The 13,070-nt window shown below is 71.0% G+C and carries 12 protein-coding genes and 1 pseudogene; 8 read left to right on the forward strand and 5 right to left on the reverse strand.

Annotation, left to right across the window (positions count from 1 at the left end; translation table 11 throughout):
• Window positions 1-203: 203 nt before the first annotated feature.
• Window positions 204-407: pseudogene (locus ABZ272_RS02655) on the reverse strand (hypothetical protein); the annotation flags it as partial.
• Between the two features lie 238 nt (window positions 408-645).
• Here ABZ272_RS02655 and ABZ272_RS02660 point away from each other — a divergent pair.
• Together ABZ272_RS02660 and ABZ272_RS02665 are read left to right on the forward strand one after the other, a co-directional pair.
• Window positions 646-1,446: a helix-turn-helix transcriptional regulator gene (locus ABZ272_RS02660; protein WP_355048138.1), complete on the forward strand. Its 801-nt coding sequence runs from the start codon at window positions 646-648 to the stop codon at window positions 1,444-1,446.
• The gene (locus tag ABZ272_RS02665; RefSeq protein WP_355048139.1) at window positions 1,437-1,628 is read left to right on the forward strand and encodes a DUF397 domain-containing protein; all 192 of its coding nucleotides are present in this window, start codon (window positions 1,437-1,439) and stop codon (window positions 1,626-1,628) included. Before ABZ272_RS02660 ends, ABZ272_RS02665 begins: the two co-directional genes overlap by 10 nt.
• 73 nt (window positions 1,629-1,701) lie before the next feature.
• On the opposite strand, the gene ABZ272_RS02670 is transcribed toward ABZ272_RS02665, so the two are convergent.
• Window positions 1,702-4,503, reverse strand: a complete 2,802-nt coding sequence (locus ABZ272_RS02670) for a M14 family zinc carboxypeptidase (protein ID WP_355048140.1) — start codon at window positions 4,501-4,503, stop codon at window positions 1,702-1,704.
• Window positions 4,504-4,671: 168 nt separating this feature from the next.
• Between ABZ272_RS02670 and ABZ272_RS02675 the strand changes: the two genes are divergently transcribed.
• A complete protein-coding gene (locus ABZ272_RS02675) occupies window positions 4,672-5,031 on the forward strand; it encodes a hypothetical protein (protein WP_355048141.1) in 360 nt (119 codons plus the stop codon).
• Between the two features lie 96 nt (window positions 5,032-5,127).
• Here the strand turns inward: ABZ272_RS02675 and ABZ272_RS02680 are convergent, their stop codons facing one another.
• The 3 genes from ABZ272_RS02680 to ABZ272_RS02690 all read right to left on the reverse strand — a co-directional run bounded on the left by ABZ272_RS02680 (window position 5,128) and on the right by ABZ272_RS02690 (window position 7,506).
• A complete protein-coding gene (locus ABZ272_RS02680) occupies window positions 5,128-6,453 on the reverse strand; it encodes a glycoside hydrolase family 18 protein (RefSeq protein ID WP_355048142.1) in 1,326 nt (441 codons plus the stop codon).
• 118 nt (window positions 6,454-6,571) lie between these two features.
• Window positions 6,572-6,991, reverse strand: a complete 420-nt coding sequence (locus tag ABZ272_RS02685) for a PPOX class F420-dependent oxidoreductase (RefSeq protein WP_355048143.1) — start codon at window positions 6,989-6,991, stop codon at window positions 6,572-6,574.
• A 104-nt stretch (window positions 6,992-7,095) separates the two neighbouring features.
• A complete protein-coding gene (locus ABZ272_RS02690) occupies window positions 7,096-7,506 on the reverse strand; it encodes a VOC family protein (protein ID WP_355048144.1) in 411 nt (136 codons plus the stop codon).
• Between the two features lie 120 nt (window positions 7,507-7,626).
• Between ABZ272_RS02690 and ABZ272_RS02695 the strand changes: the two genes are divergently transcribed.
• The 5 genes from ABZ272_RS02695 (at window position 7,627) to ABZ272_RS02715 (ending at window position 12,958) form a co-directional block, all read left to right on the forward strand.
• Window positions 7,627-8,535, forward strand: coding sequence for an NAD(P)-dependent oxidoreductase (locus tag ABZ272_RS02695; RefSeq protein WP_355048145.1), 909 nt, complete (start codon window positions 7,627-7,629; stop codon window positions 8,533-8,535).
• Window positions 8,536-8,588: 53 nt separating this feature from the next.
• Window positions 8,589-9,788, forward strand: coding sequence for a low temperature requirement protein A (locus ABZ272_RS02700; protein ID WP_355048146.1), 1,200 nt, complete (start codon window positions 8,589-8,591; stop codon window positions 9,786-9,788).
• A 156-nt stretch (window positions 9,789-9,944) separates the two neighbouring features.
• Window positions 9,945-10,883, forward strand: coding sequence for an acetyltransferase (locus ABZ272_RS02705; RefSeq protein ID WP_355048147.1), 939 nt, complete (start codon window positions 9,945-9,947; stop codon window positions 10,881-10,883).
• 81 nt (window positions 10,884-10,964) lie between these two features.
• The gene (locus tag ABZ272_RS02710; RefSeq protein WP_355048148.1) at window positions 10,965-11,948 is read left to right on the forward strand and encodes an alpha/beta fold hydrolase; all 984 of its coding nucleotides are present in this window, start codon (window positions 10,965-10,967) and stop codon (window positions 11,946-11,948) included.
• A gap of 230 nt (window positions 11,949-12,178) precedes the next feature.
• The gene (locus ABZ272_RS02715; protein ID WP_355048149.1) at window positions 12,179-12,958 is read left to right on the forward strand and encodes an SDR family oxidoreductase; all 780 of its coding nucleotides are present in this window, start codon (window positions 12,179-12,181) and stop codon (window positions 12,956-12,958) included.
• Window positions 12,959-13,070: the final 112 nt, after the last annotated feature.

Below are 13,070 nucleotides of genomic sequence, written 5' to 3' on the forward strand. Positions count from 1 at the left end.
GTGGCGGAGCTGGAAGGTGCGGTGGGTCGGCGCGGGGTGGCGGAGCTGGAAGGTGCGGTGGGTCGGCGCGGGGTGGCGGAGCTGGAAGGTGCGGTGGGTCGGCGCGGGGTGGCGGAGCTGGAAGGTGCGGTGAGTCGGCGTGGCGCGGCGGAGCGGGGAGGTGCGGCTGGTGGGGAGGTGAGCCAGCGCGCACCGGCGGGCATCAGGTACAGCTCGCGGCGGGCGACCGCGTCGCCGTTCGGGCCGAGCTGGTAGGCGTCGATCCACAACCAGCCGTGGTACGTGTGCCGGTCGGTGAGGGCGCGGATCACCCGGACGGTGATGGGGCGGGCGAACTGCGGGCTCGCGGCACGGGTCAGGTGCAGCAGGTCGCCGGAGCGTACCTGCGGTGTCTGGTCGATGGGCATGATGATCTCCCTGGCAGGCGTGGGGAGGGGCCGCCCCGTGAGCGCTGGCCCAGAGGGCGGCCCCGATGCGAACGCGTCCGCCGGGTCTCGGGTCCTCCACCGGCCGCGCCGTTGGTGACACTCTGCTGTGGAGGCCACTACGCTCGGAAGGTGCTTCGCTGGTTCGGGCTGAGCTGGCGAAACGTTCCACGCCGGGCAGTGGCGTGAGTAGTCGATCTTCCGGTTTGGAGAGCACTGAATGGCCGATCTGCCGCACTCGCTCGCCGCGTTCATCGTGGGAGAGATCCGTCGCGCCCGAGGGGCTGCCGGGATGACGCAGGAATCGTTCGGTCGGGGTGCCGGGTTCAGCGCATCGCACGTCAGCGCCGTGGAGAGCGAGACGCGGGCGCTGACGATGGACTTCATCAAGGGCGCCGACCGCGCCCTCAAGAACAACGGCCTGTTCGAGCGCATGGTCGCGAAGCTCGGCGCGCCGTCCTGGTTCCTGCCGTGGCTGGACGCCGAACGCGTCGCGACTCAACTCCGGTCGTGGCAGCCGTCCCTGGTGCCGGGCCTACTTCAGACCGAGCAGTACGCCCGAGCGGTCATTCGTTGCGACGACACGCTAAGTGAGGAGGAGGTCGATAAGCGGCTTGCCGCTCGCCTGGACCGGCAATCGATCCTCACTCAGCCGAAGGCACCGCAATTCGTGGCGGTCATCGGGGAGGAGGTGCTGCGGCGTGCGGGCGAGGATTTTCGGGCAATCATGGCAGGGCAGATCACCCACTTGACGGTTATGGCAGAGCGGCCGAACGTCAGCGTCCACATCGTGCCGAATGACGTCAGCATGCACGCAGGGCTGACTGGTCCGTTCATTCTGGCGCGGGCTGCGGACGGTAAGTGGGTCGGCCAGTTGGAGAACCAGCTTGGCGGGCTGGTCATCAGTGGCGACGATGACGTGGCTACGCTTCTGTCGAAGTGGGAGACCATACGGAACGAGGCCCTACCTCGACGGCAGTCAACCGACCTGATGAAGGAAGTGGTGACGTCATGGACCTGATCGACGCCGAGTGGCGCAAGTCCACCCGCAGTGGCTCCAGCGGGGGCGACTGCGTCGAGGTTGCGGACAATCTGCCGGGCATCGTCGGCGTGCGGGACTCCAAGGACCCCGACGGGCCGGCGCTCGTCTTCGGGCCAGCGTCGTGGCGGGCGTTCGTCGCCGATCTCGCGCGCCGTTCGTAGCCAGCGCGACCCAAGCGACAAGCGCCCGCCCCCGAGAACCGGGGACGGGCGCTTTCGCTGTGCGGGGGAGCGGTCAGGCGACCACCGACCGCAACGGCACTCCGGCGGCGCGCAGCGCGCGTACCAGATCGTTCGTGAAGGGGTGTTCGTCGGCCTGGAGGCCCTGCGGGTTGGGGATCACGACGTACGCCGAGGTGTCCTTCGCGGCCGTGCGCGCGTCGGAGGTGAAGCGTTCGACGACGGCCCGCGCGCGGGGCAGGTCGGCCGCCGCGACCTCGATGGTGATGGGCCGCCAGCCGCCGCCCAGGTCCGTCGCGACCGGCGCGGCGGCGGCGCTGGCGCGCGCCGCGTCGACGCCCGGTGTGCGTCGGGCGTCCGGCGCGCCCGGCGGGTAGAGCAGCGCGTTGGCCACCAGGTGCAGACCGTTCTCGTTGTACGCCCGAAAGAGCGGGTTGAACGCGAACAGCACCGCCCGACCGGCGCCGGTGGGTTCGTCGACGACGGCGGCCGTGCCCCGGAGGGTGTCCGCGCCGACGGTGTAGCCGTTGGCCCAGAACGTGTCTCCGCTCGGGTAGCTGAGCACGTTCGTCCCGGTGCTGCTCGGGGTGAGGATCGGGTCGCTGTTGTTGAACTCGAAGTCCTCGGCGGGGCGGCCCAGGGCGACCGGGTTGTCGGTGTCGACGTCGACCCGCAGGTGTGAGCCGATCACCAGGTAGTCGGCCGGTTTGGTCTTCTCGGTGCTGGAGGTGAGGCCGGCGGCGCGGGCCAGCCGGGTGCCCTCGTTGCGCAGCCCGACGTAGGTGTGGCCCTGGGCGATCCAGTCGCGCAGGTTGGCCTGCCCGGCGGCGGTCAGGCCACCGGTGGGGCTGCTGCCGTCGGGGACCAGCAGCACGGTACGGCCGGTGAACGCCTCGGTGTTGTCGTTGATGTCGGCGGTGGTGACCGGCTTCAGATCGAGTCCCCACCGCTTGCCGAGCACGTAGCGGGCCTCGCCGTGCGAGCCGGACGTGGTGGAGATGCCGGTGCCCTGGAACAGTCCGACGTCGGGCCGGGCGAGTGGAGTGCCGGTGGGTCGCCCGCCCGGCGCGAGGGTGACCCCGGCGGCCCTCGCCAGGTCGTCGACCGTACGGCTCAGGCTGCCCGCCGGGATCGCGACGCGGCCGGTGTCGACGTCACGCACGAGCGGCACGCCTCGGCCGAGCAGGGTGAAGGTGAGTTCGGCGGCGGCGGCGGAGTCCAGCGGGTACGTGTAGGAGCCCCACGGCCACGCCAGCCCGCTCCGGCCGCCGGTGATGCCCTTGACCAACCGGGCCTGCGGGCGCACGGCGTCGCCCGTGTAGATGGTGGAGACACCCATCAGCAGCGGGTTGCTCCAGGACGACACGTCGTAGAAGTACGGGAACGGCACGTACGGGTCCTCGCCCATGATCGCCTGGATCCAGTGCTTCTGCGGCTGGTCCATCGGGATCCAGTACGCACCCTTGGGCACCGTGACGTTCGTGGCGCTGCGGCCGCCGAAGACGCGGGCGGTGGGCACGCGGGTGGGCTTCTGCACCTCGTACACCTCGACGTCCATGCGGCGCAGTCGCTCGACGAGCCGGCGGACGTCGGCGAGCTGCCGGTCGGGCAGCAGGAAGTACGAGCGGATCGTGACGGCCGGCACCGGGAACTGGACCTCGTTGGTGGGCTGCACCACCTCGTTCGGTTCGAGGGTGCCGGCCCGGCCCTGGGCGAGCGCGTCGGTCCAGATGTCGAAGTAGCCGTCCAGCACCTCGCGCTTGTTGGCGGCGGCCCAGCCGAGCGTCGACCACTGGGTGTGGAACTGCTGCTGCACCCGGTCGGCGACGGCCGACGCGCTGCCCTTCTCGTACGTCATGCCGGCCGCCCCGAAACCGGTGGTCGGCACGGTGTCGCCGTAGCCCATGAAGAACATGTCGTACGTGTCGTAGTTGAAGTAGCACTCGGTGGTGACGGTGTCGTCGCAGGCGCCGTTGTAACCGAAGCCGGCCTTGTTGGCCTCGCCGATCCGGTTGATCCAGTCCACGGACTCACCGGCGATCTCGTGGTGGATCGGGTCGGCGTTGGGCGGGAAGAAGTACTGCCGGCCGCCCATCTCGTGCGCGTCCACGTACACCTGCGGCGGATAGCGGCGCAGCAGTTCGAGCTTGCCGTCGGTCTCCTGCTGGGTGCGGGAGAACCAGTCCCGGTTCAGGTCGAAGCCGAACTCGTTCTGCCGCCGGGTCGCGTCGCGGCCGTCCGGGTTCTGCGTCGGCACGATGACGGTGACCAGGTTGTCGTTGCGCCGGGCGACCTCGCAGGACAGGCCGGCGGCCAGCTCGTACAGGGTCTTGAGGGCCGCGTCGGTGCCGCTCTTCTCGCCGCCGTGCACGTTCGCGGTGATCCAGACGATGGCCGGGCTGTCCTTCGCCGTACGGGCGGCCGTCCGCGCGCTCGTCCGGCGGGGATCACGCAGGTCGCGTACGTCGTCGGCGATCCTGCGCAGCGCGGACGGCCGCACGTGCCGCTCGTTGGACACCACCGCGTACGGCAGGGGTTGCCCGAGGACGCTGGACGCCAGCACTCCGGTGACGACCCGCTCGGAGGCGCGGTCGACGGCCCCGAGGTACGTGCGCACCTCGTCGTTGGTGACGACCCGCTCCTGACCGACACCGAGGGGGAAGCCGAGCGTCGCCTCCGGGGTCGGGACGGTGCCAAGCCGGGCGGTCGGGTCGCTGCTGCACGTCGACGGTGGGGCGGCGCTCGCCGGTGCGGTGCCGCCGAGCAGGGGAGTCGTGCCGAGCAGGAGCGTGATCGCGGCGGCGCCCGCCAACCGCCTCGGAGGGACCGTCCAGAACGGACGCGACGATGGGGCCATGTCTCGGGTTCCCTTCTTGGGGGAAAGCCTCGCAGTGGCCGGAGCCTATGAATCGGCCGCCACGACGGTCAAGGCCTGATCGACTTCGGTGAGTGCGTGGGATGCCGGGTCGGGGACCGGCTGGCAGGATGGTGGTGTGACTCAGCGTCGTCCTAAAGGGAGCGGAACGTGCCGGAGGCGATCACCATCGCGGTTCGTCCAAATCTTCCGTCTGCCGATGTCCAGCGCTCGCTGGCGTCCTGGCTGCGCGCCGACGACCGGCTGCGCGCAGGGGTGGCCCCGACACCACCGGAGGGTGCGCCCGAGGGCGGCGCGGACGTGCTGCGGGTGGCGGTCGAGGACGCGGGCGTAGCCATGGTGCTCGTCCAGGCGGTCGCCGGGTGGCTCACGCACCGCCGCGAGGACGTGACGGTGCAACTCGTTCTACCCGGCGGATCGTCGGCCGAGTTGGACGTCCGCCGGGCGCGCGACATGGACCAGGTGACGGCGCTCATCGAGGCCGCGGTGCGCGCGGTGGCCCCGGAGTAGGGGCGACTCCCCTGATCACTTGATGAGGAGCAGTTCGGGGACCGGTACTGGCAACTGCTGGTCATCAAGTGATCAAGGGAGCCGCGCGGCGGGCATCTACCAGGTGGTCAGGCCGAGGCCGATCGTCTTGGTGAGGGTGGCATTGTCGTCGTCGCCGTCGAGCGACCAGATCATCGCCCCACCCAGACCGGTCCGCCGGATGTAGAGCGTCTTCTGCAACACGACGGCCGGGTCGTCGTACGTCCAGAGGGTCGTACCGTCGAACAGCCAGGCGTGCCCGGCGCGCAGGTCGCGGTGCACGGCGTAGCCCTTGCCGGGCAGGGTCTTGAGGTTCTTGTAGTCCTCGTACCCGGCCTCGAAGGTCGCCGGCGCGGGCCCGGTGGCCGGCTGGAAGAGCCCGTTGCCGCCGCCGGTGACGCCGGTCCAGCCGCGACCGTAGTAGGGGATGCCCAGAACCAGCTTGTGCCGTGGCGCGCCCCGGGCGATCCAGCCGTCGACGGCCACCTCGACGGAGAAGTCCGGGTTGTCGGGCGAGCCCGCCGGCACGCGCAGCGCGGACTGCTGGTTGGCCCGCGCGTCCCAGCCGCCGTGGAAGTCGTACCCCTGCACGGTGGCGAAGTCCAGGTACGTGAAGATCTTGCGGCCCTCGTAGCCGGCGTCCATCGCGGCCGGGTTGGCCGGCAGGAAGGCCGTCAGCGGGTGGTGCGAGCGGGTGGTGCGACCGTACGCGTCGAGCTGCCGGCGGAACTCGGCGAGCAGCTTGGTGAAGTTCTCCCGGTCCTCGGGGCGGATGACGTTGCCGGGCTCACCGTCCCAGTTGGGCCACTCCCAGTCGAGGTCGACGCCGTCGAAGACACCCGCCCCGGCGCCTGGCGCGCCCGGGAGGTTGCCCTTGAGGTACAGGTCGATGCAGGAGGCGACGAATGCCTTGCGGGAGGCGTCCGTGCGGGCGGCGTTGGAGAAGTACGTCGACCAGCTCCACCCGCCCAGCGAGATCAGCACCTTGAGTTGGGGGTGCTTGGCCTTCAGCTTGGCGAGCTGGTGGAAGTTGCCGTTGAGCGCCTGGCCGGGGGCGTCGGCGACGCCGTCGACGCTCTCGTCGGCGGGCACCGGTCGCTGGTAGTCGGCCCAGGCGTCGCCCTCGCCCGGCCCGCCGTCCACATAGCAACGACCGTCCTCGCTGATGTTGCCGAACGCGTAGTTGACGTGGGTGAGGCGGCTCGCCGCCCCGGACGTGTCGAGCTTCTTGACCGGGAACGCCCGACCGTAGATGCCCCACTGGGTGAAGTAGCCGACCCGGTGGTAGCCGGGCTGGCGGTCGGGCTTGGCGCTGGCGTTCGCGCCGGCCGGCGGGGCGGCGGTGATCAACAGGGTCGCCAGGGCGGCGACGGCGGTGAGGCGGCGGTGGCGCAATGGACGCATCGGCACTCCCACGAGGGATCAAACAGAATTAGTAAAGACACTTATCTGATTGATGAAGTTAAGCCGATCACGCTCTGCGGTCAAGAGCCGTCCGTCCGCCACCGCCGCCTCGAGTCGGTCAACCGACCTGGTTGTTGTCCTTCATCGACCCCCAGCCGTGCCAGCGGTCGATCTCGATCAGGGCGCTGACCCGGCCACGTTCCCGACGCGGGTAGGCATTGCCCGTGTAGTGCCGCGACAGCCGGTCGATGTCGGCCAGATCCTCGTCCACGCGCAGCTCGGCGACGTGCCCGACGATGCTCACGTGGGTGTACCACCCGGCCTCGTCCAGCACGGTGAGGGAGACCCGGGGATCGTTGCGGACGTGCTCCAGGCGGCGGCGGCTCTCGTCCATGTTGACCAGGATCCGGCCGTCCTCCCACAGGTACCAGGTCGCGGCGGACACCGGCTGACCACCATTGCGAAGCGTGGTCATGACAGCCGGGTTCGGCTTCTTGAGCATCTCGACCGCGGCCTCGGGAAGCGGTGGCTTGGACATCTGTCTCCTCCTCGCGTGGAACAGTTACCCCTGCACCGTACGCACCGACCGGCGGTGGTCGGGCGACATGCCGATCAGTTCGGCGCGCCGGGGGACGCGAGGGCTCAGCGCAGTTCCTGGATGCGGACCATGTTGCCGGCGGGATCGCGGAACGCGCAGTCCCGCACGCCGTACGGCTGCTCCGTCGGCTCCTGGACGACCTCCACGTCACCGGACTGGACCTTCTCGAAGGTGCCGTCCAGGTCCCGGGTCGCCAGCAGGATCCACCCGTACGTGCCCTTGGCCATCATCTCCGCGATGGTGCGCCGCTCGTCCTCGGTGATCCCCGGATCGGCGGCCGGGGGCGCCAACAGGATGGACGTGCCGGGCTGCCCGACGGGGCCGACGGTGATCCACCGCATCGTGCCCTTTCCGACGTCGCTGCGAACCTCGAAGCCGAGGGCGTCGCGGTAGAAGGCCACCGAGGCGTCCGGGTCGACGTGCGGGAGAACGGTCGTGTGAATGGTGATGTCCATGCTGGTCATGCTAGGGAGGGCCGCCAGCGGTGACTTCTCGATTCCTGATCGATGCGGCGGGTGTCCCGTCGGCAGGCACCCGCGTGCGGGCCACCGGACCGGGCCGGCGAGGATGGGTCCATGAGCGATCCCGTACTCCCCGCACGTGTCGTCGTCACCGGCGCCACCGGCAAGCTCGGCCGCGCCGTGGTCGCCCACCTGCGCGGCGTCGGCGTCGACGTGCTCGCGGTGGACCGTGCGGGCGGGCGCGACCCCCGTGACGTCGACGGCGAGTTCCTCCTCGTCGACCTGACCGACTACGGGCAGGTCGTCGAGGCGTTCACCGGGGGCGCGGACGAGCATGCCGGTGGCATCGAGGCGGTCGTGCACCTGGCCGCCGTCCCGGCGCCCGGGCTGATGTCGAACGCGGTCACGTTCGCGAACAACTCCGCCGCGACGTACAACGTCTTCGCCGCCGCCCGGGCGGCCGGCATCAGGCGGGTGGTGTGGGCGTCCAGCGAGACGGTGCTCGGGCTGCCGTTCGACACCCCACCGCCGTACGCGCCGGTCGACGAGGAGTACGCGCCTCGGCCGGAGTCGACGTACTCGCTGAACAAGGCCCTCGAGGAGGAGATGGCGCGGCACTTCTGCCGGTGGGACCCGGAGCTGGTCATGGTGGGTCTGCGCTTCTCCAACGTGATGGACGTCGAGGACTACGCGCCGTTCCCGTCGTTCGACGCCGACCCGCGGGCGCGGCGGTGGAACCTGTGGGGCTACATCGACTCCCGCGACGGCGCCCAGGCGGTGGAACGGGCCCTCGCGTACGACCGGCCGGGGGCGGACGTCTTCATCATCGCCAACGCCGACACCGTCATGACCCGATCCAGCGCCAGCCTGCTGGCCGAGGTCTACCCGGGCGTCGAGGTCCGTAAGGAGCTGGGCGAGCACGAGACCCTGCTCAGCATCGACAAGGCCCGGCGGGTCCTCGGCTACGAGCCTCGGCACTCGTGGCGCGCCCACGTCGGGCCCGCTGCGGGCGATCCGGCCTGACGAGCGGGCGTACCGGGATAAAGTTCTCTAAACCGGTACGAGGGGGTGCGGCCATGCTGACGCGCACCTGGATGCGCGGGCTGGCCGACAGCACGAGCCCGCGTTCGGCGACCGTCCTGGAGCTGCTGTTCGACATCGTCTACGTCTTCGCGCTCGCCCGTCTCGCCGGGCGGGTCGCGGACGACCTGACCATCGTCCGGCACACCCTGCTGTCCGAGGCGGGGCAGACGCTGCTGTTCTTCACGGCGATGTGGATGATCTGGTCGCTGAACGCGCTGCTGGCCAGCACCTACGACCCGCGCCGGGTGGACCTCCAGGTCGTCCTCCTGGCCACCATGTTCGGGACGCTCGTGCTGGCGGTCTCGCTGCCGCAGGCGTTCGGCCAGCGCGGCATGATCTTCGCCTGCACGTACGTCGCCATCCAGCTCGGCAGGTCGCTGTACCTGGTGTTCGCCCTACGGGGTCATCCGGCGCAGCTGTTCTCGTACCGGGTGCTGACCTGGCACACGGTCACCGGCGTGCTCTGGATCAGCGGCGGCGTCGACGGAGGACTCGGTCGCGGTGTCTTCTGGACGCTCGCGCTCGGCATCGAGCTGGTCGGTGCGGCCCTCAATTGGCCCGTGCCGCGCATCGGCCGGGCGCCGATCGCCCGACTGGCCGGGGTCTCCCAGGTGCACCTCGCGGAGCGGTACAACCAGTTCTTCATGATCGCGCTGGCCGAGGTGGTGCTCGAAGCCGGCGCGGCAGTCAGCTTCCCGGGTTTCTCGACCGAGCGGACCATCGTCCTCGTGTCCGCGTTCGTCGCCACGGTCTCGTTCTGGCGGATCTACTTCTACCACGTGGGGCCGGGCCAGCAGGCCAGCGGCAGCCCAGCCGGGGAGGGTCTTCAGCTCTCTCGACTGGCGAGCTACAGCCTGCTGCTCATCGTCGGTGGCATCATCTGCACCGCCGTCGGTTTCGGGCAGGTCATCGAGGATTCGCACCCGCCCATCGACTGGGCGCTGGTGGTCATCATCTTCGGTGGTCCGGTGCTGTTCCTGATCGGCCGCAGCTTCCTGGAGCGCCGGTACCAGTCCGCGCCGCGCTGCCAGATGTTGTTTTTCGGCGCTGCGGTGCTGGCGGTGGCGGCCCTGCCCAGCGTCCTACTCCCGCCGGTCGCCGTGACCGCTTTGGCGGCGCTGATCCTGGCCGGGATCGCCGTCGCCGACGGGCACGCCCACCGGCGCGGCGCGCAGACCAATCCGACGCTGTGACCTTGGGGCGTTGAACGCCGAGGACGCCTGCCGTATGGTGGCGGCACGCCGTCGAGCCGAGAGGAGGTCAGAACAATGTCCGATGTTCTGCGCCCCCTCCGCGCACCGGCGTCCGCGCGGATCTGACCCGGGGCGTTCGCTTTCCGGAGGTCCGCCATGACCAGTCTGGTCATCCGTCCGCTCGTCGCGGGCGAGGAAAACCTGTTCGACTCCATGACCGATCCGCTGCCCCAACTGCGGCAGATCCCGTACGCCGACGGCATCGCCGGCGGCGGCTACCGACCCGAGACCACCTGGATCGCCCTGCGCGGCGGCCGGGTCGTCGGCCGGGCCGCCTGGCTCCTCCCGCCCGGGGCCGTCGGCGCCCCCTGGCTGGAGCGGTTCGACCTGGCCGCCGAGCCGGAGGTGGGGGCCGCGCTGCTGCATGCCGCACACGAGGCGCTGGGAGGACCCGGCAGCTACTACGCGGCCCTGCCCGCGCACTGGCGGCGTCGACCCGAGGTGCTGGCCGTGGTCACCGCGCCGATGGAGGCGGCCCGACTCGTCGGCCTGGTCGAGGTGGGTGAGCGGCTGCGCTGCTCGTGGACGGGCACGCCACTGCCGGCGACCTCCGGCCGCTACACCTTCCGGCCACCCGTCGACGTGGCGGAGATCAACGCCCTGGTCGCCCGGGTCGCCGAGCCCGACGTGCTGACCGGCAGGGAGATCGCGAGTGCCGTCGCCGGCGTCGACCTGGCCACCGATCCGGTGGCCTGGCTGGGGGAGTCGCCGGACGACTGGCGGGTCGGCGTGGCCAACGGGCGGCCGGTGGGCCTGGTCGGCACGGCCGGCGACGCCTGCTATCCACTCCTGGCGTACCTCGGCCTGCTCGACGACGCGGCGCGGGGGGAACTGCTGGCCGAGGCGGTCCGGGTGCTCGCCGCCGGTGGCGCGCGGGAGGTGATCGCCGACGTGGACGCCCACCGCGTGGCGGTGCTCGCGGAGTTGGAACGGACCGGATTCCGGCAGCTCCGCGCCCGGGTGCTGTTCGCGCCACCGAGCGAGGCAGACAGCGCTCCGCCGCTCGACACCGCCCCGTCAGCCGTAACGGCGTAGTCGCGGCGGGGGTGCGCCCCGGGTCACCGAGGCGCACCCCCGTAGACGCGTCGACGTCGGCTCCTGCCAGGATCGGAGCCCATGCCGGAGATCATCGCCCTCGTCGTCGGCGCGACCGCCGCACTGGTCGCGGCGGCGGTCGCCGGGCTCTACCTCTGGCCGCTGGGCCGCCGCAAGCTGCGCCTGGCACCGACGCCGCCGCTCGACTTCGCCGCCGCCAGCTCCGCCGCCGCGAGGATCACGGCGGCGGAGGCGACCGATCCGGAGGTACGGCCGGAGTCGCGCAGCCGTCTGCTGAGCCACGGCACGCGTACCGCACGGGCCGTCCTGCTGCTGCACGGCTACACCATGGCGCCGGAGCAGTACGACGCGCTGGCCGAGGTGTTCTTCGCCCGGGGCTACAACGTGTGGATACCGCGGGCCCCGCAGCACGGCACCGTCGACCGGCGGGCCCACCACCGGGTCGAGGCCGGCGACCTGACGGCGTACGCCCAGCAGGCCGTGACGGTCGCGGCGGGCCTGGGGGACGAGGTGGGTGTCGTCGGCATCTCCGGTGGCGCGGTGCTGGCCACCTGGCTGGCCCAGACCCGGGGGGACGTCGTACGGCGGCTGCTGGTGCTGTCGCCGTTCTTCGGCCCCCGGCAGGCGCCGGCGTTCGCGGTCCGGCCCCTCATCACGCTGTACGGGCGGCGCGTCCTGCGCGACCGGGTCACCGCTCGCGGCTACTCGCTCGTGGCGGTCACGCGGTACCTGACGATCGTGCGGTCGTTGCCGCGTCGTTGCCGCCGGACCGGCCTCGTGAGCGCGGCCGTGGCGATCAGCCCGCTCGACACGGTGGTGGACCCGGCCGCGGCGGTGCGGGTGCCCCGCCGGATCGCGCGGGCGAACGGAATCGACCTGCGGGTGTACGCCCTACCCGAGTCGCTGGGCGTCCGCCACAACACCCTCGACCTCGCCGCGCTCGGCGACGACGCCGTCGATGTGCTCCGGCTCTACGTCGACCTGTACGAGGGCGCTCCGACGCCGACGTCCGGGGCCGCCGACACCGCCACCGTCGCCGGGTGACGACGGTGGCGGCGGTCGTCGCGGCGCTTCGCGGAAGCGGAACGACAGCCCTGGCTGGGAGTTGTCGCACCGGTGCCGCATTTTCCGGCGGCCAGCGCGGGTGGCGGCGGACGGCGCGGGCGCGGCGGAGATGCGCAAGGGAGGTCCCGGCGGCGCGTTCGGTGACGAGGACGCCCTCTCCGGTTCCGTTGAACACCCGGCGTGGGGCGGAAGTCGCTATCCTGCACCTTATGTACAAAAATCTCAATTTACCGGATTCCAGTGAGTTCGCCGGTAAGCGCGCGGTCGTCACGGGAGGCTCTCGCGGCATCGGCGCGGCCATCGTGCAGCGGCTGCTCGACGGCGGCGCGACAGTCGTCACCACCGCGCGTAACGCCTCCGACGAGACGCCGAAAGCGGCCACCTTCATCCAAGGCGACATCGGCACGCTCGCGGGCGTGCAGGCATTCACCGCGGCAGCGCTCGACGAACTCGGCGGCGTCGACATCGTGGTCAACAACGCGGCTGCGGCACGCGCCCACCTCGGGGGTGTCTCGTCCATCCCCGACGAGGAATGGCTCGACGCCCTCTACCTCAACTACCTGTCCGCCGTCCGGGTCAACAACGCGCTCCTGCCGGCGCTGCGCGAGGCCGGTGCGGGCGGCGCGATCGTCAACATCTCGTCGGGAGCGGCCCTTACTCCGGCTCCGCCGCTGGCTCACTACGGTGCTGCCAAGGCCGCCCTCAACACCTACGGCAAAGCGCTCGCCACCGAGCTCGCGCCTGCCGGAATCCGCGTCACCACGATCATCCCCGGCAACGTGCTCACCCCGGGCGCCGACGCGATCCGCCAGAACTTCGCCGACGCGATGAATGTCGCCCTTGCCGCCACCACCGCGAGCATCCCGATGGGGCGTCCCGGGGATCCGCGCGACATCGCCGAGGCCGTCGCCTATCTCGTATCGGACCGGGCTCAGTGGGTCACCGGAGTGAGCCTGGTAGTCGACGGCGGTGAACTCCCCGTCGTCTAGCTCCCGGTTCGGTCATTCTGTCGCCGCGTCGGGACTGGCGCTCTTCGGGTCCCATTCAGCGAGGGTGACCTGATCCGCGTGGCCTAATTCGGCCATCAGGGACACCTTCGTC

The sequence above is a fragment of the Micromonospora sp. NPDC005979 genome (genome assembly GCF_040614415.1).
In the GTDB taxonomy this organism is placed as follows: Bacteria; Actinomycetota; Actinomycetes; order Mycobacteriales; family Micromonosporaceae; genus Micromonospora.

Bases quoted from the DNA above. Each gene is read 5' to 3' on its own strand.
- ABZ272_RS02660 (WP_355048138.1), top strand. From the start codon at position 646: ATGGCCGATCTGCCGCACTCGCTCGCCGCGTTCATCGTGGGAGAGATC.
- ABZ272_RS02715 (WP_355048149.1), top strand. From the start codon at position 12,179: ATGTACAAAAATCTCAATTTACCGGATTCCAGTGAGTTCGCCGGTAAG.
- ABZ272_RS02685 (WP_355048143.1), bottom strand. From the start codon at position 6,991: ATGTCCAAGCCACCGCTTCCCGAGGCCGCGGTCGAGATGCTCAAGAAG.
- ABZ272_RS02695 (WP_355048145.1), top strand. From the start codon at position 7,627: ATGAGCGATCCCGTACTCCCCGCACGTGTCGTCGTCACCGGCGCCACC.
- ABZ272_RS02705 (WP_355048147.1), top strand. From the start codon at position 9,945: ATGACCAGTCTGGTCATCCGTCCGCTCGTCGCGGGCGAGGAAAACCTG.
- ABZ272_RS02700 (WP_355048146.1), top strand. From the start codon at position 8,589: ATGCTGACGCGCACCTGGATGCGCGGGCTGGCCGACAGCACGAGCCCG.
- ABZ272_RS02680 (WP_355048142.1), bottom strand. From the start codon at position 6,453: ATGCGTCCATTGCGCCACCGCCGCCTCACCGCCGTCGCCGCCCTGGCG.
- ABZ272_RS02665 (WP_355048139.1), top strand. From the start codon at position 1,437: ATGGACCTGATCGACGCCGAGTGGCGCAAGTCCACCCGCAGTGGCTCC.
- ABZ272_RS02690 (WP_355048144.1), bottom strand. From the start codon at position 7,506: ATGGACATCACCATTCACACGACCGTTCTCCCGCACGTCGACCCGGAC.
- ABZ272_RS02710 (WP_355048148.1), top strand. From the start codon at position 10,965: ATGCCGGAGATCATCGCCCTCGTCGTCGGCGCGACCGCCGCACTGGTC.
- ABZ272_RS02670 (WP_355048140.1), bottom strand. From the start codon at position 4,503: ATGGCCCCATCGTCGCGTCCGTTCTGGACGGTCCCTCCGAGGCGGTTG.